Annotated in this window: 22 protein-coding genes and 3 pseudogenes; 8 read left to right on the top strand and 17 right to left on the bottom strand. The window is 44.2% G+C overall.

Annotated features, from left to right (window positions below; translation table 11 throughout):
* Positions 1-35 precede the first annotated feature (35 nt).
* The 6 genes from OCU36_RS02595 to rppH all read right to left on the bottom strand — a co-directional run bounded on the left by OCU36_RS02595 (position 36) and on the right by rppH (position 6,862).
* Complete coding sequence (locus OCU36_RS02595) at positions 36-1,430, bottom strand: winged helix-turn-helix domain-containing protein (protein WP_261838915.1); 1,395 nt, start codon at positions 1,428-1,430, stop codon at positions 36-38.
* Positions 1,431-1,553: 123 nt separating this feature from the next.
* A complete protein-coding gene (locus tag OCU36_RS02590; protein ID WP_261838914.1) occupies positions 1,554-2,405 on the bottom strand; it encodes a thymidylate synthase in 852 nt (283 codons plus the stop codon).
* 9 nt (positions 2,406-2,414) lie between these two features.
* A complete protein-coding gene (lgt, locus tag OCU36_RS02585; RefSeq protein ID WP_261838913.1) occupies positions 2,415-3,236 on the bottom strand; it encodes a prolipoprotein diacylglyceryl transferase in 822 nt (273 codons plus the stop codon).
* A 55-nt stretch (positions 3,237-3,291) separates the two neighbouring features.
* On the bottom strand, positions 3,292-4,083 hold the full coding sequence (locus OCU36_RS02580) for a sulfite exporter TauE/SafE family protein (RefSeq protein WP_261838912.1): 792 nt from the start codon (positions 4,081-4,083) through the stop codon (positions 3,292-3,294).
* Between the two features lie 8 nt (positions 4,084-4,091).
* Positions 4,092-6,341: a phosphoenolpyruvate--protein phosphotransferase gene (gene ptsP / locus OCU36_RS02575; protein ID WP_261838911.1), complete on the bottom strand. Its 2,250-nt coding sequence runs from the start codon at positions 6,339-6,341 to the stop codon at positions 4,092-4,094.
* A gap of 2 nt (positions 6,342-6,343) precedes the next feature.
* Entirely contained in the window at positions 6,344-6,862 is a 519-nt protein-coding gene (gene rppH, locus OCU36_RS02570; RefSeq protein ID WP_261838910.1) for an RNA pyrophosphohydrolase, read from the bottom strand.
* A gap of 616 nt (positions 6,863-7,478) precedes the next feature.
* Between rppH and mutH the strand changes: the two genes are divergently transcribed.
* The gene (gene mutH, locus OCU36_RS02565) at positions 7,479-8,144 is read left to right on the top strand and encodes a DNA mismatch repair endonuclease MutH (RefSeq protein ID WP_261838909.1); all 666 of its coding nucleotides are present in this window, start codon (positions 7,479-7,481) and stop codon (positions 8,142-8,144) included.
* 51 nt (positions 8,145-8,195) lie between these two features.
* Here the strand turns inward: mutH and OCU36_RS02560 are convergent, their stop codons facing one another.
* The 8 genes from OCU36_RS02560 to xerD form a co-directional block, all read right to left on the bottom strand.
* Complete coding sequence (locus OCU36_RS02560; RefSeq protein ID WP_261838908.1) at positions 8,196-8,507, bottom strand: DUF6482 family protein; 312 nt, start codon at positions 8,505-8,507, stop codon at positions 8,196-8,198.
* Between the two features lie 192 nt (positions 8,508-8,699).
* The gene (locus OCU36_RS02555) at positions 8,700-8,951 is read right to left on the bottom strand and encodes a hypothetical protein (RefSeq protein WP_004735015.1); all 252 of its coding nucleotides are present in this window, start codon (positions 8,949-8,951) and stop codon (positions 8,700-8,702) included.
* A 567-nt stretch (positions 8,952-9,518) separates the two neighbouring features.
* Positions 9,519-10,853 (bottom strand): cyclic-di-GMP-binding transcriptional regulator VpsR, encoded by a 1,335-nt coding sequence (vpsR, locus tag OCU36_RS02550; RefSeq protein ID WP_261838907.1) that lies wholly within the window; start codon positions 10,851-10,853, stop codon positions 9,519-9,521.
* A 272-nt stretch (positions 10,854-11,125) separates the two neighbouring features.
* Positions 11,126-12,658, bottom strand: coding sequence for a lysine--tRNA ligase (lysS, locus tag OCU36_RS02545; RefSeq protein WP_261838906.1), 1,533 nt, complete (start codon positions 12,656-12,658; stop codon positions 11,126-11,128).
* Between the two features lie 98 nt (positions 12,659-12,756).
* Positions 12,757-13,855 (bottom strand): peptide chain release factor 2 gene (prfB, locus tag OCU36_RS02540; RefSeq protein ID WP_261838905.1). Its coding sequence is split into 2 segments (ribosomal slippage): positions 12,757-13,779 and positions 13,781-13,855, totalling 1,098 coding nucleotides; the frame shifts between segments, so codons are not numbered across the junction.
* A 236-nt stretch (positions 13,856-14,091) separates the two neighbouring features.
* Positions 14,092-15,828 carry a single-stranded-DNA-specific exonuclease RecJ gene (gene recJ / locus OCU36_RS02535; RefSeq protein WP_261838904.1) on the bottom strand — a complete coding sequence of 579 codons (1,737 nt, stop codon included), beginning with the start codon at positions 15,826-15,828 and terminating at the stop codon, positions 14,092-14,094.
* A gap of 117 nt (positions 15,829-15,945) precedes the next feature.
* On the bottom strand, positions 15,946-16,725 hold the full coding sequence (locus OCU36_RS02530; RefSeq protein ID WP_261838903.1) for a thioredoxin fold domain-containing protein: 780 nt from the start codon (positions 16,723-16,725) through the stop codon (positions 15,946-15,948).
* Between the two features lie 26 nt (positions 16,726-16,751).
* Complete coding sequence (gene xerD / locus OCU36_RS02525) at positions 16,752-17,666, bottom strand: site-specific tyrosine recombinase XerD (RefSeq protein ID WP_261838902.1); 915 nt, start codon at positions 17,664-17,666, stop codon at positions 16,752-16,754.
* A 150-nt stretch (positions 17,667-17,816) separates the two neighbouring features.
* Here xerD and fldB point away from each other — a divergent pair, with 150 nt between their 5' ends.
* Complete coding sequence (fldB, locus tag OCU36_RS02520; protein ID WP_261838901.1) at positions 17,817-18,347, top strand: flavodoxin FldB; 531 nt, start codon at positions 17,817-17,819, stop codon at positions 18,345-18,347.
* Between the two features lie 162 nt (positions 18,348-18,509).
* On the opposite strand, the gene brnQ is transcribed toward fldB, so the two are convergent.
* Positions 18,510-19,823, bottom strand: coding sequence for a branched-chain amino acid transport system II carrier protein (gene brnQ, locus OCU36_RS02515; RefSeq protein ID WP_261838900.1), 1,314 nt, complete (start codon positions 19,821-19,823; stop codon positions 18,510-18,512).
* Positions 19,824-20,137: 314 nt separating this feature from the next.
* Between brnQ and OCU36_RS02510 the strand changes: the two genes are divergently transcribed.
* Both OCU36_RS02510 and srmB read left to right on the top strand, forming a co-directional pair.
* On the top strand, positions 20,138-20,866 hold the full coding sequence (locus tag OCU36_RS02510; protein ID WP_261838899.1) for a tRNA1(Val) (adenine(37)-N6)-methyltransferase: 729 nt from the start codon (positions 20,138-20,140) through the stop codon (positions 20,864-20,866).
* A gap of 107 nt (positions 20,867-20,973) precedes the next feature.
* Positions 20,974-22,239 (top strand): ATP-dependent RNA helicase SrmB, encoded by a 1,266-nt coding sequence (gene srmB, locus OCU36_RS02505; protein WP_261838898.1) that lies wholly within the window; start codon positions 20,974-20,976, stop codon positions 22,237-22,239.
* A 112-nt stretch (positions 22,240-22,351) separates the two neighbouring features.
* On the opposite strand, the gene yaaA is transcribed toward srmB, so the two are convergent.
* The gene (yaaA, locus tag OCU36_RS02500; protein ID WP_261838897.1) at positions 22,352-23,128 is read right to left on the bottom strand and encodes a peroxide stress protein YaaA; all 777 of its coding nucleotides are present in this window, start codon (positions 23,126-23,128) and stop codon (positions 22,352-22,354) included.
* A gap of 191 nt (positions 23,129-23,319) precedes the next feature.
* Between yaaA and OCU36_RS02495 the strand changes: the two are divergent.
* The 3 genes and pseudogenes from OCU36_RS02495 to OCU36_RS02485 all read left to right on the top strand — a co-directional run bounded on the left by OCU36_RS02495 (position 23,320) and on the right by OCU36_RS02485 (position 24,755).
* Positions 23,320-24,002, top strand: a pseudogene (locus OCU36_RS02495) (IS6 family transposase).
* A 190-nt stretch (positions 24,003-24,192) separates the two neighbouring features.
* The gene (locus tag OCU36_RS02490) at positions 24,193-24,453 is read left to right on the top strand and encodes a type II toxin-antitoxin system Phd/YefM family antitoxin (RefSeq protein ID WP_261838896.1); all 261 of its coding nucleotides are present in this window, start codon (positions 24,193-24,195) and stop codon (positions 24,451-24,453) included.
* Positions 24,453-24,755, top strand: coding sequence for a type II toxin-antitoxin system RelE/ParE family toxin (locus OCU36_RS02485; protein WP_261838895.1), 303 nt, complete (start codon positions 24,453-24,455; stop codon positions 24,753-24,755). The genes OCU36_RS02490 and OCU36_RS02485 overlap by 1 nt, the downstream gene beginning before the upstream one ends.
* A 3-nt stretch (positions 24,756-24,758) precedes the next feature.
* Here OCU36_RS02485 and OCU36_RS20020 read toward each other — a convergent pair.
* Positions 24,759-24,999, bottom strand: a pseudogene (locus tag OCU36_RS20020) (recombinase family protein); the annotation flags it as partial.
* A gap of 416 nt (positions 25,000-25,415) precedes the next feature.
* Here OCU36_RS20020 and OCU36_RS02475 point away from each other — a divergent pair.
* A pseudogene (locus OCU36_RS02475) lies at positions 25,416-25,655 on the top strand (Tn3 family transposase); the annotation flags it as partial.
* Positions 25,656-25,692 lie beyond the last annotated feature (37 nt).

The following is a 25,692-nucleotide window of genomic DNA, read 5'->3' as shown; positions in this document are numbered from 1 at the left end:
CAAGCGTATTTTATGGTTTAGAAAAGGTTTGTTTTTTATAAAGAGTCAATAAGATCAAATAGTTGGCCGTTACGCTCTTTTTTCACTTCAGTAAAACGTTGATAATAGTATTGCGAACCTTTTGGATTATCCGACAACTTATCTGCAGCACTCAGTAGATAAAAACTGATTGGACTCGGGGTGCTTTCAGCAGCATAAGAGAGGTAAGGGAAAGCTTGATTAGCATGTTGGTTGATGACCAGCGCAAGACCCAACGTTAAGTTGGCAATATCACAACGCGGGTTCATCTCGAAGGCTTGCTTCGCAAATTGCAGTGATTGTTCACGGTCTTCCTGTTTATGGTTTTGCAAATAAGCCAAAGATTCAGAATAAGAGAGCAACGCATTAACCAGATAATTGTCTCGCCCTTGATGTCGAATGATTGCCAATTGAAGAGCAATATCCTCAAATGGCTGACCACCTTTACCTTGGTAGAACAGCGAGATCCCCTCAGAAATAACACTCCAATCATCATAGCTATCAATAGAGGTCACTCGATGACTTGCCACGCCGTATTCTGAACTCGCCGGGGCGATAATGGCTTTGATCTCAAGAATGACATCCCCAACAGCATTAAAGAAGTTATCTTGGCGAAAGCTCTTCTCCACCTTCTGACTTTGATTAGGTTGGCGATTATTTTGTATTAGCACACTAAGCGTATAGTCATCGCCCTTTTTCTTAAGCCAACTTTTGAGTTCAACACCATTATTGGCAACCGATTGTTTGCCCTGTTTCGATAGCTGAGAAAAGTGGTACCCGGATAAATTTGTAGCCGAGTTCAGCCCATAAAAAAGATAGTTATAGACGCTTTCTGACATCTTATAATCGTTCGCAGAATCGAGCGTAATATCATGGATATAAACGGGGATCACATCACTTTGATGGGCAGCAATAACCACAGTATCATGGGTTGGGACATCACTTTTCCATGCCAAAATCGCGATCAAACCAAACGCGAATACGGCGCTTGTAATAAGGCCGATAGTTTTCTTTTTGGACTTAGCAACAACCTCTTTGGTCGCCGGTAGGGAGACTTCTGCGACAGGCGTCGTCTCAACGCTAGGCTGAATTATCTCAATATCGAACAGGTAACCTTGCTTTGGAATGGTCTGAATAATGCGATACGGACGTGACTTATCCTGAAGCTGACTGCGCAGTAAACTGATGACCTGTCTAACCAAGTTGTCAGACACTTGAGTTCTTTGCCACACATCAACGGCTATCTGTTGAACGCTAACCACTTGCCCATGCTTTTCGATGAAATAGCTGAGTAGCCTTGATTGTAATGGCTCCAAATGAATCTCTTCACTATCAATCACTAACTGATTTTTATCAGGGTAGAAAGCAATAGGAAAGTCGTGTTGCAATACGAAGTAATGCGAGCGAGTCATAGTTGTTCTGTGGTTAGAAAAGACCCTCCAAGGTTATTGGTTTTGCAAATAGTAATCAAGCCAAGTATAAAAATAAAAAAGGCTACACAAAGGCAGCCTTTCAATCAAACGAAGCGGATGACATTACACCGAGAACGGGTACTTAATCGCTTCATGGCACTCGTAGTTTTCAACCCAGAAATCATCCATCGTCACCCACGTTTCCAGATCTTCTAGAGACTTAATCTCTGGGTTAATATGGAACGTTGGACCAGCCAATGGCTCACGTTTCAATTGAATATCACGCATTGGCGCTAATTGGTCTTCGTAGATATGAGCATTAACAAGCTTATGGTAAGCCACACCCGCTTTCTTTCCAGTAATTTGTGCCATGATAGCCAAGAACACATACACTTGAACCATGTTGAAGTTCAAACCTAGCGGAACATCACAAGAGCGCTGAGTACTGTTTAGGTACAGAGTGTCACCAAGCAAAGAAAAATGGTGACTGTACATACATGGACGCAAACAGCCCATGTGGAACTCACCAGGGTTGTAAAAGTTTAAGATCTCACCACGGTCATCAATACCGTTAGTTAAATCGTCAACAATTTTCTTCAGTTGATCGATATAGCCGCCGTCTGGTTTTGCCCAAGCGCGCCCTTGAACACCATAAACACGCCCCATATCATCTTCACCCTTACGGTATGGGTTATTGAGCCATGCTTCGTTGAGGTTAGAGTTCGCATCCCAAGTTTTAGTCCCTAGCTTGCGAAAGTCTTCCGCATTATCGTAACCACGAATATAGCCAAGTAACTCAGCAACAGCAGCTTTCCAAAAACTTTTACGCGTTGTTACCAGTGGGAATTGGTTATTGCCAACATCATATTCAAGGTCAGCATTGATCACAGTGAGGCAGCGCTTGCCTGTGCGTTCATTTTCAATCCAAGTACCGTGGTCAACGATACGCTGACAGAGATCTAAATACTGTTTCACACCAATTCCTTACTTCGTTTGTTGTGGTAATTCATCTTTGTAGTGACCACGCTTGTATGCCCAAACCATCATCAACACACCAATAATAACCATTGGCAGTGATAGAATTTGTCCCATAGAAATGAATCCACCGAACAACCCGAGTTGAGCATCAGGTTCACGTACGTATTCAACGAGGAAGCGGAATGTACCATATCCAGCTAGGAATAACCCCGAAACCGAACCAAGAGGACGCGGCTTTTTGATAAACCAGTTCAAGATGAAGAACAATACAATCCCCTCGAGGGCCATTTCATAAAGCTGAGATGGATGGCGAGGAAATGGTCCACCATTCGGGAATACGATGGCCCATGGTACATCGGTTACACGCCCCCATAGCTCACTATTCATGAAATTACCTAAACGCCCCATCCCTAAGCCAAACGGAACTAATGGTGCGATCATGTCCGCGACACCGAAGAAGGTTCGACCGTTCTTTTTGGCATACCAAACCATGGCCGTAATAACCCCAAGCAAACCACCATGGAAAGACATCCCGCCTGTCCACACTTTAAATAGGTAAAGCGGATCAGCAAGGAAAAGGCCAAAATTATAAAAAAGTACATAGCCAATGCGGCCACCAACAACCACGCCAAGGAAGCCAGCAAACAGTAAATCTGATACTTGCTCTCGTGTCCAACCACTGCCCGGCTTATCAGCCCGGCGATTTGCCAACCAAAGAGCAAACATAAAACCAACAAGGTACATTAAGCCATACCAGCGAACTGAAATTGGTCCTAGTTCAATAAGAACCGGATCGATATTTGGGTATTCGATAAAACCCTGAGACATACTAGGCTCTCTATCTAAATTAAATAACGGTTAACAACAGCTAACAGAAAAGACACTACAGCAGCATTGTGGCTGCTATAAACATTAAAAAGACCGCAAAGACTTTCTTTAATACTGGGGTTGGCAATTGAGTCGCCAATTTCGCACCCACTTTTGTCGTCAGAACAGAGACACAAGATATCGCGATCAAAGCGGGTAAATACACATAACCTAAACTCAACGCAGGTAGCCCCTCAACAGAAGAGCCATGCCAAATGAATCCCAGCATTCCCGAGATTGCGATAACACAACCACACACCGAAGAGGACCCCACCGCTTTACGCATTTCCACACCATGATGGTTAAGAAACGGCACCGATAACGACCCACCGCCAATACCTGCCAAGCTTGAGACTAAGCCAATCCCGCCACCGCACAATATCGTTTTAGCTGGCGTCGGCATCACTTTCTGACTCTTGGATCGGATCGATAATAGCATTTGTAACGCTAACACCAACACGATCACGCCGAAGACTTTTGGTAAGTATTGAGCTGGAATCACGTCGGCTACAAAAGAACCAAGGAAACCACCGACAACCACACCAGGTATCAGCCACTTCACAACAAATATATCAATGTTGCCCAATTTTAAATGATTGATCGCAGATGAGCCTGAGGTAACAATGATGGTTGATAACGACGTAGCTAATGCCATTTGCATCGCAAACTCTTGGGGAATGCCCGCTTTAGGAAGCAAAAACAGTAGGGCAGGAACCACCAGCAATCCCCCACCAATACCAAGCAAGCCTGCTAAAACACCAACAATGGCCCCAAGGCCTGCTAACAAACCTATCAGTTCATATGACACGTTAAATCCTATTTTTTGCCCGCTCGAATGAAGCCTGTAAATTTACGCTCTTCGAAATAGTTCAGCATCATACTATAGATGTCACTACCATACGGTTTCGAAAGTGCCTTATTTGCCAAATCCTGTAATTCACTCAAGCAAGATTGACGAATCAAATATTTGATTCTGGCCACATTCGAAGTATTCATACTTAACGTTTCATACCCTAAGCCAATCAGTAATAGTGCTCCCATCGGGTCGCCCGCTAGCTCTCCACAAATACACACCGGTAATTGATATTGCTTACAGATATCATGAATTTGTTTTAATGCCATGATCACTGCAGGGTGCATGGATTCATAGACATCAGATACTCGTGAATTGTTCCGATCAACCGCCAATAAATATTGCGTTAAATCGTTAGTACCAACAGAAACAAAATCAACCTTATCGGCAATGAACGGCAGTAGATAAAGCATTGACGGAACTTCAATCATGATACCAACACGAGGCATGCACACTCGATTATCCAGTTCATGCACTTCATGATAAGCCTGCTCAATGAGCTGAACCGCATCATCCAATTCTTGAGTGCTGGAAATCATCGGCAGTAAGATACTTAAGTTTTGACTGCTGCAGCTAGCTCGTAGCATGGCACGTAATTGAATAATAAAGATATCAGGGTGATCGAGTGTGAATCGAATGCCACGCCAACCAAGGAATGGATTGTCTTCTTCGATGGGGAAATAAGGCAAGGCTTTATCACCGCCGATATCAAGCGTACGCATCACCACTTGCTTTTCTGGGTAGCTCGTGAGCACGGAATGATACTGCTTAAACTGTTCATCCTCTGACGGAAACCTCTGCTGTAATAAGAAAGAAATTTCTGTTCGATACAGCCCCACCCCATCAACGCCTTGGTTGATCGCAATGTTAGTATCCGCACTTAAACCTGCATTCAACAAGATCTCGACCGGTTGACCATCTTGCGTTTTTGCCGGTAAGTTGAGTTCTCGGTTAACCATAGAAGAGAGTTCACCCTCTTCTAAAATCAATCCTTGGTATTCATTGAGTAGATTTTGGGTCGGCTCAATAAAGATCTCACCACTATATCCATCAACAATCGCCTGCTTACCATTCGCTTGAACAAGGTTGAGATTAACTCCCATCACAGAAGGAATGCCAAGAGCACGAGATAAGATCGCTGCGTGTGAGTTGGCCGCCCCTTCTATGGAAATTACGGCCAGCAGTTTTTCTTTTGGAATCGACGCTAATACCGAAGCCGTTAACTCACGAACCACCAAAATAATGGGCTTGTCTAACGTACGGAGTGCATGCTCGGAGTTATGAAGGAAATAGAGCAGCCTTTGTCCGAGCTCTCGGATATCTTGTGCTCTCTCTCGAAGATAAACATCAGACATACGAGCAAAGCGATTCGAATAACTCTCAACAACCTGTCTTAATGCCCAATCAGCCTTATCGCCTTTCTGAATCTGATTTTTAAGATCCTTACGCAACATAGGATCATTGAGTAAGTGAGTAAACAGGTCAAAGATCGCCAGCGCGTCTTTATTGATTTCGCTGTCCAAACGCTTTCGCATTCGCTTAAAGTCATTGAGGGCGTTTTCAACCGCAACCGCCAACAACTCATGCTCTCTCTCTACATTGAGCGTCGAAGCTGGATAAACATCGGTGAGTTCAGGTTGCGTGTTATCCCACCATAAATCACCAATCGCCACGCCCGATGAAGCGGCAATACCTTTAGTCGCAGGTAGCTTCTGTTGCTCTAACAGCCAATGACCTTGAGTTTGGGCATGTGCCACAATCACCGCAAGTTGGGCGGAGAGTGTGACAAGAAAAGACTCTTCCATCTCACTGAATAAACGTGGGGACTTCTGTTGAATAACCAAAACACCAAGCACTTGCTTGCGATGGATAATCGGAGTGCCAAGAAAAGAGTGATAGACGTTTTCTCCAAGTTCTGGAAAAAACTTATACGCAGGGTGAGCAGACGCTTGTGCAAGGTTGATAGGTTCAGCACTTCTTTTAACAAGGCCAACCAAACCTTCGTCAAAACCAATGTGAATACTACTGCCTTTAAAGATCAGGCCTTGAGTTGCCATCAACTCAAGGCGCTGCATATCATGATTGGCCAAATACACGGTGCAACATTCCGTCTGCATCGCACTGCATGTCTCTTTAACTAAAATATCAAGAGCCGTCGACACATCTTCAACTCTTGATACGTGTTCAACTATTTCCCTTAGTTGACTGAGCATGCTTAACCTCTACGCAATTTGCGTTTTCCTTTCATTTTTCGCTCTTTAAACGGCATTGCTAAAGACGCGAATTCTTTCATCGCTCGACGGTAAACATCTCGCTTAAAAGAAACAACTTGCCGAACAGGGTACCAGTAACTCACCCAACGCCAACCATCAAACTCAGGTGTACTTCCACGCTGCATATTGATACACGACTCATCGCAATCTAAGCGTAAAAGAAACCACTTCTGTTTTTGTCCAATACAGACAGGTTTAGAATCCCATCGAACCAGTCGTTTGGGTAGCTTATAGCGTAACCAATGACGACTTGTCGCAACGATTTTCACATCCTTTTTAGTAAGGCCAACCTCTTCATACAACTCGCGGTACATTGCTTGTTCCGGAGTTTCACCTTCATCGATTCCCCCTTGAGGGAATTGCCAGGAATGTTGCCCGTATCGTTTAGCCCAGAAGACCTGACCATGGTTGTTACAGATTACAATACCAACATTTAATCGGTAACCATCGCCATCTATCACTGGCCAACCTCTATCTAAATTTTTAATTACACTGATTTTTCCACATATCCCCAATTGGAGCAAACTTAGTGACGTGATAAGCGCGATATTTATGAATATTAACTAAGAATATGGATAAGTTTTGCTCAAATTCTAGTTACCCACACAATAGTGAGACATAGACCACATTTATTCACCTTTTCTGTGAATAACTGTGTGAAGAATTCACCGCAATCGTTTTGTTTAATCCATAGACTCATCATAACCTTAAATAGAAAAGCTAAAATTATTATTTTAAACAATTAAAAATCAACAACTTAAATTAAAAATAAAATTTTTAAAAACATTCACATAGCAAAAGATCTTTTCAAAAAAGCGTATGGTTAAAGATCAACCACTCAGGTGTTTATCCACACGAGCGAGTGAAAGATTCATTTTGAACCCCATTTAGCAAGCATTTTATCCACTACAAATCCCTGTTTATTTATACACCCAATTAATATTTCGATCAGTAACCTTCATGTCCTGTGGATAACCATGAGATTGATCCATTCTGAAATCAAGAGATCATTTATTAACCAGTCGTCATATAGTGATAACTTCTGGTAAAATATTTTTTTTTATCATGCCTTGTATTATGAAACCAGAACCACAAACTCAACAAGAACTGTTAGACAGAGCCTACGCGATTGCCGGAATGACCTTCAAAGAGCTCGCCAACGAAGCTGAGATGATGATACCAAACGATCTTAAGCGTGATAAAGGTTGGGTCGGGCAACTGTTGGAATGGCACTTAGGTGCGGTGGCAGGCAGCAAACCTGAACAAGATTTTGCCAAACTTGGTATTGAACTAAAAAGTATCCCGATTGGCTATTCTGGCAAGCCACTCGAAACTACGTTTGTTTGTGTCGCGCCATTGATGGGTGTGCAAGGCATTACTTGGGAAACCAGCCACGTTCGAAACAAGCTGTCTAAGGTATTGTGGATCCCGGTTGAGGGAGAAAGAGAGATCCCGCTCGCTGAGAGGCATGTAGGATCCCCTTTATTATGGACACCGAGCCAAGCTGAAGACAAACTCTTGAAGCAAGATTGGGAAGAGTTGATGGAGTTGATCGTATTAGGCCATGTTGAGCAGATAACAGCAAGACACGGCGAAGCGCTGCATCTTCGACCAAAAGCCGCTAACAGCCGAGTGTTAACCGAAGCTTACGGTGCCAGTGGAAAGCCCATCAAGACGAAACCACGAGGTTTCTATCTACGAACTCAATTCACCCACAAATTGCTGGCTTCACACTACGCTTAATGAACATGATCTAAACTCGTTTACACGGATCATTTTACGTTATAGATACCCCTAATGAGGTTTAAGCGCTAATTCAATGTCACAGTAACTTTGACTTGGTTCATGACCAAACTCGTCATATGCGTTGTGTAAACGAAGATAAGCCTTTTCAAAACCGAGCCGAAGTAACTCCTCTTTCACTTGATCTAAAGATCCAAAATGAAGCGGCTCATTATCTTGTTTTACCGGTTCTAGCTTGTGTTTGTACTCCACCGCCAATAGATATTCTGAGATATCAGAACAGCCAATAACGTACACCTTGGGGATTTGATAAGAGTCTTTGTGGTCGCCATGTAACCACATGTCTAATTGATGCATTTGCATAGCCAGCCTCCCTTGCTCTATAAAGCGTAGTAGAACTCTTTTCCTTTACTAGATAACAGCTTAAAAAAGCCAAAAAGAGAAGCAAGCGCTTCTCTTTTTTGGCCAGTTCTAGTTCAAAAGTTTGCACGTTCGACGCCATAACTATCACTGTGACTTATCTTAGGGGTTGAATGGTGCTATCAACCCCGTAGATTACGTCGGTATTCGCGCACTTAAGACACGACGAAGGTGACGTACTCGACGTTCAATAGTGACGACTTCTGGCTCAGAAAAACCAATCGGTCGACCGTCAGCTTCAAGGCCAATATCTCTTAATAAGTGAGTATTGTTCCACGGCAGATCATATGAACTACGACGAACTTTTCGTTGCCATTCACGCTCTTCACGACGAAGATCGGCACGGATTAGGACTGTTGCTAATTTTAAATATACTGAGTGACGCATAATAACTCTCCAGTTGTTGAATCAACTGAGGAAAAATAGCGTGTTAGATAGTATGAGGGCTTCTCACTTAGCTGCTATTTTTCCGCAGCCAAATAAGGGTACGGATCTGTTAGTTAGGTTTATCGTGAATGTTTCGATCGGCCATGGCTGATGTTTGTGACATATCAGTCACCATGTCAGTACACGGATCAAACGACGCGCAAATATGCTGTATAAAATCGAAATGTTTCATTTGCGCCTCCAAACTAACTAAAAAATCCAAAAAAAAATGGGGTAATAAAAGCAGACAAGTCTTTGTTAAATATTTGCTTTCACGGTTAAAGTCTAACCAAGTGAGTATATTATTCAACCGCTAATTAGTTAACATTTTTAAAACAATGCATTCTCCTGAAATATTAGTTTCATATTCATTTACATATAAAACATTCACTATGATTATATACAATCACAGCATATCTCTCTTAGGGCTGATCTAGAAAACAACGGACTATCCTTCAGAAACAAAAAAACCACGTAGATACATGGCTTTTCATTTACAGTGACTGAATAAAATCATCGAGAAAGAGTCTACACAACCCCCTCAGAAATAAGGCCGTGTTTATTCAATAAACGGTACATCGTTGCCCGTGATACGCCAAGCTCCTTAGCAGCCTGCGACACTTGACCGCTATATGATTCCAAAGCCATTAACAATGCATCGCGCTCTGAGCTTTCTCTAATACTCTTCAAGCTTCGGCGTTCATCATTCTGTTTTGGTAATTCGAGTTGATGCTCGTCAATGATCATCGTATCCGACATCAAGACCACACGTTTAATTTGGTTCATCAGTTCACGAACATTGCCCGGCCAATGGTAACGATTCATCGATCGGATAGCATCATCAGAAAAGCGTTTAGCTTGAGCATTAAACTCTTTCGAGTATGCACGCAAAAAATGATTCGCCAATACGGATATGTCACTACCGCGCTCTTTCAAGCTCGGGACATGAATACGCAGAACATTAATATAGTGGTAGAGCTCTTCATTGAAATCCCCCTCGATCAACGCTTTTTCGATATCAGAGGAGTTTGCAGCCAGAATACGCACATCGACGGATTTAGGTCCATTCGTAGTTTCAATCTTACCCTCTTGCAAAAAGCGTAACAAATTCAATTGTTGATTGCGTGGCATGGCTAGAACATCATTAAGCAACAGGGTTCCGCCATCGGCTTCTTCTAACAGACATGCCGCTATCACAGGTTGGGCTGAAATACCAAACACCTCGGCCTCTATTCTCATCTCTGACAAGGCACGGCAGTTAACCGTTAAAAATGGTTTGTGCGCTCGCGATGAGTTTTGATGAATGGAGCGGGCAATCGTCTCTTTACCAGCCCCACTCTCTCCGTAAATTAAAATACTGACATCGGTCGGGCCAATACGCCTCACTTGATCTCTCAAACGCTTGATAGCCACAGAGTCACCCAACAACCCCATATTGTTGTTGATGCCGTAATTCGGCCATACTTTTTGTTCAAGCTTGAGCATACCCAATTGATGTCCCATGGTACTCAATAGCTGCGCATCTGGAATGGGCGCCGTGAAAAAATCGATACAGAAATTCACAATAAACTGGCAAATGGTATCAGAACTCAGTTGTGACTCTCGGATAAAAGCGAGCCATCTCACCGGTTTGTTATTGCTCACAAGGTTAGCAATACCGTTGAGACTGAATTCATCATGACTAAGATCCACAATACCAATACATGGGCCAATATCAGCAATCATGGCATCGGCTTTTCGTAAATCGGCACACTGATTGCACTGCCAACCGACTTGCTCTAATACTGATAACCAGGGTTCGTACGCACCACCCACGACGATGAGAGAACCTGGTGAGGCATCCATCTTAAATTGAGTCCCCATCCTTCTTCCTTGTTCTGTTTTTATTTAAATTAGGCCTATACGAGTTCAACGATCCATCACTCTATAAAGTGCCATCAGCGTCTCTCCAGCACCGAATCGTATGGGAGTGAGACTATCTAGATGTTTGTCTCAATAGTAAGACTAAGTCAGAAATAGTCATTTTTCGAATTAAGAGTGCGGGGTAGACGAGGTTTTAAAGCCATAAAAACAGAAAAAGTCACCCGAAGGTGACTTTTAAAATAAGCAGGGCTGTTACGCCCTATAAGCGAGAATTACGCTTGTGGGCGCATTGCTGGGAACAAGATCACGTCACGGATTGTGTGCGTGTTTGTAAATAGCATGGCTAGACGGTCGATACCGATACCTTGACCCGCTGTTGGCGGTAGGCCGTGCTCTAGTGCCGTAATGTAGTCTGCATCGTAGTACATCGCTTCGTCATCACCCGCGTCTTTCGCGTTAACTTGCGCTTTGAAACGCTCGTCTTGGTCTTGTGCATCGTTAAGCTCAGAGAAACCATTCGCAACTTCACGACCACCGATGAAGAACTCAAAACGGTCAGTGAAGAATGGGTTGTCATCGCTACGACGTGCTAGAGGAGAGATGTCCGCTGGGTAACCAGTGATGAACGTTGGTTGAATTAGCTGAGGCTCAGCCGTTTCACCAAAGATCTCTTCTAGAAGCTGACCACATGTCCAGAACGTTTCTACGTCTACGTGTACAGATTTTGCAATAGCAACCATCTTGTCACGGTCTTGTAGGTCTGCTTCCGTCAACGCTTGAATCTCAGCGTGCTCAGGGTTGTAGTGTTTGATTGCATCGAACATGCTCATGCGAGCATAAGTGCCACCGAACTCAACCGTTTCGTCACCGTAAGGCATCGAAGTCGAACCCAAAACGTCCATTGCTGCCGTGCTTAGCATCTCTTCAGTCAGATCCATAAGGTCTTTGTAGTCAGAGTACGCTTGGTAGAATTCCATCATTGTGAATTCTGGGTTGTGACGTGGAGATAGACCTTCGTTACGGAAGTTACGGTTGATCTCGAATACACGGTCAAAACCACCAACCACTAGACGCTTAAGGTAAAGCTCTGGTGCAACACGTAGGTACATGTCGATGTCTAGTGCATTGTGGTGAGTGATGAATGGACGTGCAGTTGCGCCACCCGGGATCACGTGCATCATTGGCGTTTCAACTTCTAGGTAGCCTTTCGCGCTCATGAAGTTACGGATTGAAGATACAAGCTTAGAACGCACGATGAATGCGTTGCGAGAATCTTCGTTCACGATTAGGTCAACGTAACGCTGACGGTAACGCATCTCTTGATCAGTGAGACCGTGGAACTTTTCTGGTAGAGGACGAAGTGCTTTAGTCAGCAATTCAAACTCTTCCATGTTCACGTAAAGGTCACCTTTACCTGATTTGTGAAGCGCACCTTTAACACCGATGATGTCACCGATATCTAGGCCTTGGTACTTCTCTTTCAGTACTTTTTGTACGTCTTTCGCTGCGTATGCTTGGATACGACCAGAAGTTTCTTGAATCGCAAGGAATGGACCACGCTTCGCCATAACACGGCCTGCGATCGCAACGATGTGGTTAAGCTCTTCTAGCTCTTCCTTCGTCTTCTCACCGAATTCCGCTTGAAGATCGCCAGCTAGGTGCTCACGACGGAAATCATTTGGGTGACCATTTGCTTTGCAGTTTTGGCGGATGTGATCCAGCTTGCTACGGCGCTCAGCAATGAGTTTATTTTCTTCAGGTGAAGAAGCGTCTTGTACGTTTTCGTTTTGAACAGCATCAGTCATTAGAGATGTACCCTGCTTTTATAATTTGGACCGCTATATCTTTGCAAATATAGGCATTTTTACCAATATTATTGGTAAAGCTTAATAGTTGATAAAGCTTACAAACCTGATTTCAGGCTAGCTTCAATAAATTTGTCTAAATCACCGTCAAGAACCGCTTGAGTATTACGGTTTTCGATGCCAGTGCGTAAATCTTTGATACGAGAATCATCCAGTACGTAAGAGCGGATCTGACTGCCCCAACCGATGTCTGATTTCGTTTCTTCGCTCGCTTGTTTTTCCGCATTTTGTTTTTGAATCTCAAGTTCAAAAAGCTTAGCACGTAGCTGCTTCATCGCTTGATCTTTGTTCTTATGCTGCGAACGGTCATTCTGACACTGAACCACAGTGTTGGTCGGAACGTGAGTAATACGTACCGCCGATTCTGTAGTGTTGACGTGCTGACCACCCGCGCCAGAAGCACGGTATACGTCAATACGTAAATCAGAAGGATTAATGTCGATCGTAATATTGTCATCAATCTCAGGATAGATAAACGCAGAAGCAAACGAAGTATGACGACGACCACTTGAATCAAATGGTGACTTACGAACTAAACGGTGAACCCCCGTCTCTGTACGTAACCACCCGTAAGCGTACTCACCAGAAATACGTACTGTTGCGCCTTTAAGGCCAGCAACATCACCATCCGACACTTCGATCACTTCAGTCTTGAAGCCTTTCGAATCTGCCCAACGTAAGTACATGCGCAACATCATTGACGTCCAGTCTTGAGCTTCTGTACCGCCCGAACCTGACTGTAAATCGATGTAGCAATCTGATGCATCGTGATCACCGGAGAACATACGACGGAATTCCAGCTTCTCTAGCTTAGCTTCAAGCTCGGCCAGTTCTGGTTCAATTTCATCGAACGTTTCTTGATCTTCTTCTTCAACCGCAAGCTCTAATAGGCCGTCAACATCCTCAACACCTTGGTCAAGTTGGTCGATCGTTTCTACTACGGCTTCCAATGCAGAACGTTCTTTACCTAACGCTTGAGCACGCTCAGGTTCGTTCCATACATCCGGTTGTTCTAATTCTGCGTTTACTTCTTCTAGACGCTCTTTCTTAGCGTCATAGTCAAAGATACCCCCTCAGGATATGTGTGCGCTCAGACACATCCTGCAGACGGTTTTTTATAGGATTGATTTCAAACATTTTAGCTCATCATTTATGAGTAGAATTTAACCGAAGAATTGTACTTAAAAGTGTGACGGAGATACAGAATTTTTTAGAGAGGAAAACCAAGATTCAACAACTTAATGGGATATAAAATAGACAGGCTGAAAAAACACGTAAAATTTGTAAGGGAAGAAAGGAAAACAAGCCCTGTTTATGAACAGAGCTTGATGAATTTAGCGCTATATGATGAGCGTTATTGAGCCTAAAAAGCACTACTTCGCTTCGATGTGATCAACCATCAACTGCAACGATTGGTTGCCGCGAAACTCGTTAATATCGAGCTTAAATGCGAGGCGTACAGTTTTCACCGAAGCATCAGGCCAGCGACGTAAATCGACATTAAAGGCAATACCGTCAATCATCACATTAGTAGGATGACCTTTGTAGAGCGGCTCGAGCATTAACTTTAGGTGCTTTTCACCCACCAGCTTTTGATGCAGCACTTTAAACTCACCGTCGAAGATCGGCTCAGGGAAAGCTTGTCCCCATGGACCACCAGAACGCAGCGTTTCAGCGGTGTGCATCGAGAACTCTTCTGGTAACAACTCACCATCAGACAAGATAATGCCCTTCAGTGCTGTTTCTCCAAGTTCATTCTTCACAACATCATTGAACAGCTTGCTGAAGCGTTCGAAGTCTTTCTCCATGATGGTTAAGCCAGCCGCCATTGCATGACCACCAAACTTCAAGATCAACCCCGGATTTTGAGTATCGATTCTGTCTAGCACATCGCGCATGTGCAGCCCCGGAATCGAGCGGCAAGAGCCCTTAATGCAGCCTTCCCCACCATCCGCAAACGCAATCACTGGGCGATGGTATTTATCTTTGATGCGCGAAGCCAAGATTCCAATCACACCTTGGTGCCAATCACGTTGGAACAGGGCTAAACCCGAAGGTAGGTCATCTTTACCAAATTCAAGCCGCTCACAAAAGGCCATCGCTTCTTGTTTCATGCCCTCTTCGATCTCTTTACGTGTTTGGTTCAAGCCGTCCAGTTCACTCGCCATGCGACGCGCGGCGTGGATGTTATTGCTCATCAGCAGCTCAACACCAAACGACATGTCATCCAGTCGACCCGCCGCATTGATACGCGGGCCCAGTGCAAAACCAAAATCAGACGCCACCAAACGTTTTGCGTCTCGCTTGGCTATCTCGATCAAAGCTTGAATACCCGGACGAGCTTTGCCCGCACGGATACGTTGCAAGCCTTGATGCACCAAGATTCGGTTGTTTTCATCAAGTGGCACCACGTCGGCAACCGTACCCAACGCCACAAGGTCTATCAGTTCCATCAACTTAGGTTCTGTCATGCCGCGCTCTGCAAACCAACCTAATTTACGCATGTGAACACACAATGCCATCATCAGGTAAAAAGCGACGCCAACACCCGCTAAGGCTTTCGAAGGAAAAGCACAGCTCTCAAGGTTGGGATTGACCATCGCATCGACCATTGGCAGTTCATTGCCCGGTAAGTGATGATCGGTAACAAGTACTTCTAAGCCTTTTTCTTTTGCGAAACGGACACCTTCAATCGAAGAGACACCGTTATCAACCGTCATGATCACTTCAGCACCAAGCTCGATCGCCTGTTCGACAACTTCAGGGCTCAAACCATAGCCATCTTCAAAACGGTTGGGTACCAGATAATCGACGTTAGCGCTGCCAAGCATACGTAACGCTAAAACAGACAACGCAGAACTGGTCGCGCCATCGGCATCAAAATCACCCACAATGATGATGCGCTTTTGCTGTTGAATGGCTTTGAACAACAGCTCAACGGCTGCATCTATGCCACCCAGTTTTTGATAAGAGTGCAAGCCTTTCGCTGCTGTCTCTAGTTGGTCGGCACTGTCGATTCCGCGACTCACATAAATGCGCTTTAACAAGTCAGGTAAATGAGCAGGTAAGACTGAAATGTCGGCCTCAGGACGGCGTTGGATCTCTATCATATAACAATGGGCCCGATATCAATCAGGCCACTCCTTAAATCAAAACATGGGAAATACTTAACGATAACGACGGTGAACCGTTCTACTCGAAACGAAGATCACGGCTCGATACAAAGCTTACTGCTCTAAACGCTGAAGCAGCTGCGCGGGAGGTAAGTAACCACTCACCAACTCACCACTTGGTAATACGATAGCAGGAGTGCCATTGATACCCAGTTCACGCCCCAGTTGATATTGTTTCGCGATGATTTTTTTCTGCTCGGTAAGATCTTGATTTGACGATAGCAGTTGACGCTCGACTTTAGCATTATGCATCGCTGATTTTGGATCATCAGAAGCCCAAATAGCGGCCATTTGTTCTGCCACTTGCCCGGTCGGACCTTGGCGTGGATAAGCCATGTAACGAACGGTGATACCCAGATCGTTGTAGCCCTGCATTTGGCTGTGCAGACGAACACAGTAGCCACACGTAATATCAGTAAATACGGTCACGATGTACTTTTCATTATCAGCTTTATATTCGATAACGGTATCGGACAATGCCGCCACCTTTTTCGCATTAAGTGGTGCTTGACGCTCAGCCAGAACATCACTGAATTTACCGTTGTCATCCAAAGAGTATAAGGTACCGGCTAAAAAGTGATCCCCCTCTGGAGAAGAAAAGATAATGCCGCTGTTGGTTTGAACTTCTAACAGGCCATCAATATCCGAAGGGATAATCTTATCGACCTTAATACCGATTTTTTCAAAACGCTTGGTTAACGCTGCCGTATCAATCACTTGAGCTGGAACGGCTTCTACGGCTGTTGACGTTGTTTCTACCTTCGCTTCTGATGCATTACATGCAGTAATCATCAGAGGAAGCACTAACAAAGGAAGACGGCGTAATACGCTCATTAAGTTCACCTTTAAAATAAATAGATTTAAGCGCGAGGGTGATGCTGAGCGTGAATTTGCTTCAGCCTTTCGGTCGCCACATGAGTATAAATTTGGGTTGTTGATAAGTCACTATGTCCAAGTAACATCTGTACAACCCTGAGATCAGCACCATAGTTTAGTAAATGCGTCGCAAAAGCGTGTCTTAATACGTGTGGTGATAATAACTCAGTATCAATACCAGCAATAACCGAATAATGCTTAATCCGGTGCCAGAATGTCTGGCGGGTCATTTGCTTAGCACGTTTACTGGGAAAAACGACATCAGAACTCTTTTCACCGAGTAATTGTGGGCGACCTTGTTCAATAAAAGTCTCTATCCAATCCACAGCATTTTCACCCATCGGAACCAAACGCTCTTTGCCCCCCTTACCAATCACACGCACAACGCCTTGACGTAAACTAATGTTTTCCATCGTTAAACTGATCAATTCAGTAACACGTAAACCCGTGGCATAAAGTAGCTCAAGCATCGCTTTATCACGAAGCTCAATAGGATCATTGGGATCCGGCGATTCAAGCAAGGCATCAACTTGTTCTTCACTCAAATCTTTCGGCAGACGCTGCGGCAGTTTAGGGCTGACCAACAAGGCACTTGGGTCATCGCCTCTCACTTTCTCGCGGTGCAAGTATTGGAACAAGCGGCGAATCGCCGACAACATACGAGCACGTGAAGTCTGCTTGAAATCGGCATCAGCTAACCAACTTTGATAGTCTTGCAGCCCTGAAAGACTAATAAAATTCAGGCGATAATTGTGCTTTTCCATCCACGTCAGGAGTTTGGATAAATCATTACGATAAGAAACGAGGGTATTCTCGGACAACCCTCTCTCCATCCACATAGCATCTAAAAACTGCTCAACGAGACCGTGGTCTGCGCTCTGCCCTTGAGGCGACTGCATAGCGTTACTCACAATATTGGAAACTGTTTTGAGAGTATGCCAGAGCAAATATGAATGCCATAAAAATTACGACTTGAGTGGATAATCGCTGCAATCGAAGGCGATTTATGGTTAGAATTCGCCATCTGAAATTAAAATCGAACGTTTGCTATGAAAATTGGATTATTTTACGGCTCAACCACCTGCTATACCGAAATGGCAGCTGAGAAGATTCGCGGCATTATTGGTGAAGACCTAGTTGATATCCATAACGTGAAAGAGACTCCGCTTTCATTGATGGCGAACTACGACCTTTTGTTACTGGGCATCTCAACTTGGGATTTCGGTGAAATTCAAGAAGATTGGAATGAGTTGTGGGAAGACATCGCAACCACGCCAATGAAAGGCAAGGTTGTGGCTCTGTTTGGTTTAGGTGACCAAGAAGGCTACGGCGAATGGTTTCTAGATGCAATGGGCCTATTGCATGATGAACTGAAAACCGCGGGGGCAGAGTTTGTTGGCTTCTGGCCGAATGATGACAGCTACGAGTTCGAAGCCTCTAAAGCGTTAACGGAAGACCAATCTCACTTTGTTGGTTTAGCTCTGGATGAAGATTCACAGTATGAACTCAGCGATCAACGCATTGCAAGTTGGGTGGAGCAAGTACTGGTCGAATACAGTGAAAAGCTATCAGTTCAATAGCAATCCATTCGTTCGATAGAAAGCTATCCATTCAGAGTGCTAGGTTTAAGCATTCATCAAAATGGCGCGTTGACTCAACAGAATACAAAAAGGCCCCATGACTGCCAAGTCATGAGGCCTTTTCTATTTCATCTCGCAAAGCAATCTAATCTCAACGGAAGATTAAACCGTCTCTTCAGCCATCTCTTGTTCTGTTGATTGACCCACAAAGAACATACAGATGATGGCTGCCACGGTCGGAAGTAACCAACCCATGCCAATATCAAACAGTGGCAGCATGTTCAGTGCAGACACATCAACTCCCGCCACTTTAGCGCCATCAATAAGAGCAAACAGCAATGACACTAATACCACCACGCGGTACGCCGCTTTTGGATTAGGGAAACGGCGACGCAAGAATGTCAGCGCTACCAAAGCGATAGCAACTGGGTACAGTGCAAATAGCACAGGAACCGACAGAGAAATCAGCTGAGAAAGCCCCACATTGGCGACCGTTGCACAAGCCACACCGTTAATGATGACCCAAGTCTTGTAAGACAGAGGCGTTAGCGAGCTAAAGTAATCCGAGCAGGCTGATATCAGGCCAATCGCCGTAGTTAGACACGCCAGTAATACGATCACAGAAAGCACTAGCTGGCCTGATGGACCAAACAACGATTGAACATAAAGACTTAAGATCGTGCCACCGTTATCGGCTCCCGCAGCGACTGTTGCACTGGTTGCCCCCAGGAAGAATAGAGAGATGTAAACAAACGCAAGACCCGCAGCGGCAATACAACCCGCGCTAATTAGATACTTAGTCGTCGCAGCACGATCAGTAATGCCCTTGCTGCGTATCGCGTCAACAATCAACATACCAAACATTAAAGAAGCAAAAGTGTCCATGGTGTTATAGCCTTCAAGGAAGCCTTTGGTTAACGGTTGAGTGATGTACTCACCGTGAGCCGCAAGAATATCGCCTTGGGGGTTAACAAATACAGCAATCGCCAGTACCACCAAACCAACGAACAGTGCCGGTGTTAGTAGCTTACCAATGACGTCAATAAGCTTACCTTGCGACCATGAGAAGAACATCGCTACGACAAAAAATGCAATCGAAAAGAGAGTCAGGTGAGCGTGAGAGGCATCGATGAATAATGGTTTCACCGCCATCTCATAGGCCACAAGGCCAGTACGTGGTGCAGCAAATGCAGGACCGATAATTATAAAGATCAGCACCGCCATAATGGTTGCTGCTTTCTTAGGAAGATCTTGAGTTAAGTGACCCCAAGAGCCACCAGCCACTGCCACCGCTACGATCGTGATTAACGGCAGACCAACGGCGGTCAGCAAGAAACCAAACATAGCGGGAAGAAAGTGATCACCCGCCAATTGGCCAGCGAGAGGTGGGAAGATAATGTTACCCGCCCCTAAGAAAAACGCAAAAAGCATAAAGCCCAATGCCATTATATCTGTTAGTTTTAGACTCTGTTTCACAGACAATCCTTAATTATATTTATGAATTTATGTTGTGTTTACAGGAATGTTACAGCTCCATGCTGCCAATCCATCTTTAAAATAGTCGCGCATAATGACGAAACGCTCAGTGAGCTGCAAGTCAACAGAAAAGAACACCATATAAATTTGCATATGAGAAACAAATACAGTTGATTAAACTAAGATTATAAAAATAAACAAAATTATAAACCAACCATAAACCATAACAATAGTTAACCGAATAGAACATTGATCTGTGAAATTGGTTAACATTAATACCAATCACTTAAAATACCTCGATACTTAGAGCTTTCATGGAAAACAGAACAATAGAAACTAAAAACTTCCAATTTAAGAAATTTTCTATTTACGGTGGGCAAAGCGGTATGCCTGTCAGTACCGATGGCGTGCTACTTGGCGCATGGATAAGCCTGCCACAAAGATCATGTGTGCTTGATATCGGGACAGGAACTGGGCTGTTGGCCTTGATGACCGCGCAGCGTTTTGAGGATGCGTTCATCTCTGCGATAGATATTGATCAGCACGCCATTGATGCTGCCATCATCAATATTGAGCAATCGCCTTGGCAAGATCGTATCTCCCTTCATCACGGCAGCGTGTTAACGACCGACTTTCCACAAAAGTTTGATGCGATCATCTGTAACCCGCCCTACTTCAACTCTGGAGAACAGGCGCAGCAAAGCCAAAGAGCCACCGCCAGGCACACCGACAGCTTGGATCATTTAGCGCTTGCCCAGCGTTGTTTCGAGATAACCACTGAAACCGCGACGGCCAGTTTCATCCTACCGACGCCTGAGGGGGAAGGTTTTATCAAGCTTGCCGAGCAATGTGGTTGGTATCTAGCAAAACGCCTTGATGTGAGAACAACAGACAAGAAACCGGCTAGCCGAATTCTATTTGAGTTATCTAAAGATCCTGCCTGCGAGCAAGATTTGCAGCGCGAATCGCTTACAATTCACCACCAAGGTGGTTATAGCGAAGCATTTATTGCGCTCACGAAAGATTTTTATCTCAAGATGTAGCAAATACCATGTGATCCTAATCACTAATGCTTCTATAATGTCCGACTACTCTTTTTTATCGTCTGCTTTTTGAGGCAGAAACATTTATTGCTTGTGGAGAAACAACAGTGATCAGAACCTTTGCAGAACTCGATCTAAACCAAGAGCTGCTTAAAGCAATTGACGAAATGGGCTACGAACGTCCAACACAGATACAAGCTGAAGCAATCCCACAAGCGTTAGATGGAAGAGACGTTTTGGCTTCTGCGCCAACAGGTACTGGTAAAACAGCATCATTTGTATTGCCAGCACTGCAATACCTACTGGATTTCCCACGTAAGAAATCTGGTCCTGCACGTATGCTTATCCTGACGCCAACGCGTGAGCTAGCAATGCAGATCACCGAACAAGCACGTGAGCTTGCTAAATACACCAGCCTAAACATCTTCACGATCACAGGCGGTGTGATGTACCAAGAGCACGCAGATATCTTAAGTACGACTCAAGATATCGTAGTAGCAACACCTGGCCGCCTGATGGAATACATTGAAGGCGAGCGTTTTGACTGTCGTGCGATTGAATGGCTGGTTCTAGATGAAGCCGACCGTATGCTAGACATGGGCTTTGGCCCTGTTGTTGACCGTCTGTCTGCAGAATGTCGCTGGCGTAAACAAACTTTACTGTTCTCTGCAACACTAGAAGGTAAAGGCATTGAAGGCTTCACAGAAGATCTACTGAACAACCCAGCGGAGATCGATGCAAAATCATCACTTCGTGAGCGTAAGAAGATTACCCAGTGGTACCATCGCGCAGACACAGCAGAGCACAAACTGAACCTCCTAAAGCACATCATCACAGAGCAAGCTGAGCGCAGCATCGTGTTCTTGAAGACGCGTGATCGTCTAGGTGATCTACGAGCTCAACTTGAAAGCGCGCAAATCCCATGTGCGTGGATCCAGGGTGAAATGCCTCAAGATCGTCGTAACAACGCGATCGCTCGTTTCCGTGACGGCTCTGTAAACGTACTGCTAGCGACTGACGTTGCAGCTCGTGGTATCGACCTTCCAGATGTTAGCCACGTCATCAACTACGACATGCCACGTACAGCAGATGTCTACCTACACCGTATCGGCCGTACGGCTCGTGCTGGTAAAAAAGGGAACGCGGTTTCTATCATTGAAGCGCACGATCAACTGATGATTGAGCGTGTGGCTCGTTACACGGACGAACCCATCAAAGAACGCTTCATCGAAGGCATGCGCCCTACGCATAAGAAAGCGGCAGTGACTAAGAAGAAGAAGCCGAAGAAAGAAGATAAAAAAGCGGTAGAGAAACAAAAAATCGCCAAGAAGAAAAAAATCGCCAAGAAAAAGAAAGCAGCAAAGAAGAAGTAACTTAGCACTTTCAAAGACTTAAAAAAGCCCCATGCAGTTCGCTGCATGGGGCTTTTCTCTATCTGGCCTGTTATCAGGCTAAAACTGAGAGTAACTCGTTAACCAAGGGCTACTAGTTTTGCTCTTCACGTTTAAAGACAAGCTCTTTCGCGTTCGACTCTTCTTCAACGAAGTAGTAACCCGCCGTATCAAACTGGGTTAGCGCCTCAATCGAGTCGATCTTGTTCTCGATAATGTAACGAGCCATCATGCCACGCGCTTTCTTCGCGTAGAAACTGATCACCTTGTACTGACCGTTCTTACCGTCTTTAAATATAGGGGTAATCACTTGGCCATCCAAGTTCTTCGGCTTCACCGCTTTAAAGTATTCGTTCGATGCTAAGTTGATCAACACATTATCACCTTGAGCATTCAACGCTTCATTCAGCTTGTCTGTGATGATGTTGCCCCAGAACTGGTACAAGTTCGTACCACGAGCATTGGCTAAGCGTGTCCCCATCTCTAGGCGGTAAGGCTGCATCAAATCTAACGGTTTAAGCAAACCATATAGGCCAGAAAGCATGCGCAGGTGGTTTTGTGCGTAGTCAAAATCTTCATCCGATAGCGTTTCAGCATCTAGGCCAGTGTATACATCGCCCTTAAAGGCTAGGATTGCTTGGCGTGCGTTGTCTTGGGTAAAGGTCTCGCTCCACTGCTCAAAACGCGCTACGTTCAATCCTGCGATCTTATCGCTGACTTTCATCAATGCAGAAACATCAGCTGGTGTCAGCTTACGGCACTCTTCAATCAGTTCAGCAGAGTGCTCAATAAACTCTGGTTGACTAAAGCGTTCCGTCGCTACTGGTGATTCGTAATCAAGTGTTTTGGCTGGAGAAACAACAACTAACATAACTTTACCCTAATCGGTTATCTAACTGGATACGGCTAGAGTATAGAAAAAACATCAACTTGTCTTTACGACTCTTCCTATTGCTTTGATAGGTATACAAAGCAAAGAAGAAGATAAAAAAAGGTTCTGTCGCAAACTTTGAGTCATTAAGTTAAGATTTGCTTCATTTCTATTCATGAGACGGATTCCTAATGTTTAAAGGCTGCCACTTCCCTTCTGAAGTTATTCTCGAAACCGTACGTTATTACTTCGCCTAAAACTCAGTTATCGTGAAATTGAAGAGATTCAATTAGAGCGCGGTGTCGTTGTAGATCACGCCACGATTAATCGTTGGGTTATCAAATTTACGCCAATATTAGAGCACAAAGCGAGGTGTAGAAAGAAGCCCGTGTCTGACTCGTGGCGAATGGATGAAACCTACATCAAAGTAAAAGACCTGTGGGTCTACTACTACCGAGCCGTCGATAAGTTTGGGAAAGTGATCGATTATTATCTTAGTCCTAACCGTGATGAAGCTGCTGCTAAAGCCTTTCTGAATAAGGCGATTGCACAAAATGGTTTACCAAGCAAAGTCGTCGTAGACGGAAGTAAGAGTAACTACGCGGCCATTGATTCGATGAATGTACAGCTCTGGTTGACGGGGTATTTTATGCTCTCCTTGGTAGAGATTTTGGACATTAAATATCTGAACAATATCGTTGAGCAGAGTAACTGTTGGGTGAAGCAAAAAACACGTCAAGCGCTGGGTTGGAAGTCAACGGAAGGAGCCTTAGCCAGTTTGCATGGGCGAGAAGTGTGGACAATGTTAAAACAAGAGCAGATAGATATTGAAGGGCAGACAGCCTTTGAGCGATTCTACGCACTCACAGTATAATTGTATCTCTAGGGTTGGTCTGCCACGCCTCTAATTAGATTTGCGACAGAACCCAGTTATTAGATGATTGTGAGCAACGTCCATAAAGTTACAGCTTTATGGACATTGCATCAGATTACCTTCAATCACAGAATCATACAAATTGGTTAAATCGTTCGATTCGTTTATAATGAACGAAAAGGAGAATATTATGCAATCACTTACTGCTAATACAGCTAAAACCAAATTTGGTGACTTACTGATGAAGGTTCAACGTGAACCTGTACAAATCAATAAGAACGGTTCACCCGTTGCGGTGATGATGTCTTGTGAAGAATATAAACAACTTGAAGCATTGAAATTGATGGTGGTGAAATCGCGCTTCGAACAAGCAGAGGCCGATGTTCTATCAGATAACCTAGTCGACGGTGACGATTTCATGAATGCACTTGACCAAGGTAAGTTTGATTAATGACGCACTATAAGCTTTCTTCTGCAGCGCAATCAGATCTCATTGAGATTCGTCGCTATACATTAGAGCTATGGGGGCAAACACAATGGACAACTTATTTTTCAGAGTTCAAGCAATCCATGGAATTACTAGCGAACAACCAACTGCTTGGCATAGGAGTTTCTGAACTGGGCCAAAATTACTTCCGGTTTCCTTTAAAGCACCATGTGATTTATTACATCCAAAAACAAGAGCACATCGTTATTGCAGCCGTTCTTGGTAAGCACATGTCTCCGGCCAAGCACTTTTCACAACTCTCTTAACCCTCAAGCTAATTTAAGGGTTAACCTGCGTCGCTTCATGTAGTCACGTAACGTACTCGGCGCTTCATCAATCAATTTGGCCGTCGGTCGAATACCTAAGCCCATTTTTAGATACTTCTCTATTTACTCACGCTTAGCATCGAGCCTCAGCTTGGCCCTTTGGTCTTCCGAGAATCATGCCGTTTTTCTTTCTAGCGGCAAGAGCTTCCTTCGTTCTCATCGAGATAAACTCACGCTCTATTTGGGGTCTATGGTGCAACGGAACGAAAAACTATGATAAAGAATTGGTTACTGCCCCTACCTTTACCTCCAGAATATGATTTTTAGTCCAAATGGCTAATTTAAGTAGCCAAAATCAACATGGCCAATTTAAATCCCTATTTCTTGTTTTTAGCCATCCTTATACACTAGGTCAAATGATCTATATCCAATTAGGCTATGGCTATTAATAGCTGTGTCCCACCCTAATTGACTATCAAACAAGTCGTGTCTGATAGTTAAATTCTACTTTTTTCCATCAATGTAAAATTCACCTCCAAAACATTAAAGAATTACAGTAGTACAATCGAGCTATCTAATTGATATTAAATGTTAATGTTTTCTTATCATAGAAAACCGTTCCACTGCACCTTAGACCCCTCATGCACTTGCACGTGCAGTTTTTTTAATCAGCTAAATGAAATTAGAGACCGTAGTTTTGAGCAACAGCGTTACCGCGCAAGCGGCTTAAACTTAGTCACAGCAGCGATTGTTCTTTGGAATACCGTCTATTTAGAAAAAGTAGTAGAAACTCTTATAAAACAAGGAGTAGAAGTCGATGATAAGCTTCTCCAGCATATATCGCCTTTGAGTTGGGAGCACATAGCATTAACTGGTGAGTACCGTTGGCCAAATCCTTAATGTAGGATAATTTACTAATTCCCTGTCTACCCCTATT

Source organism: Vibrio artabrorum (assembly GCF_024347295.1).
GTDB classification, from domain to species: domain Bacteria; phylum Pseudomonadota; class Gammaproteobacteria; order Enterobacterales; family Vibrionaceae; genus Vibrio; species Vibrio artabrorum.
This window is presented reverse-complemented; position numbering and strand designations above follow the sequence as displayed.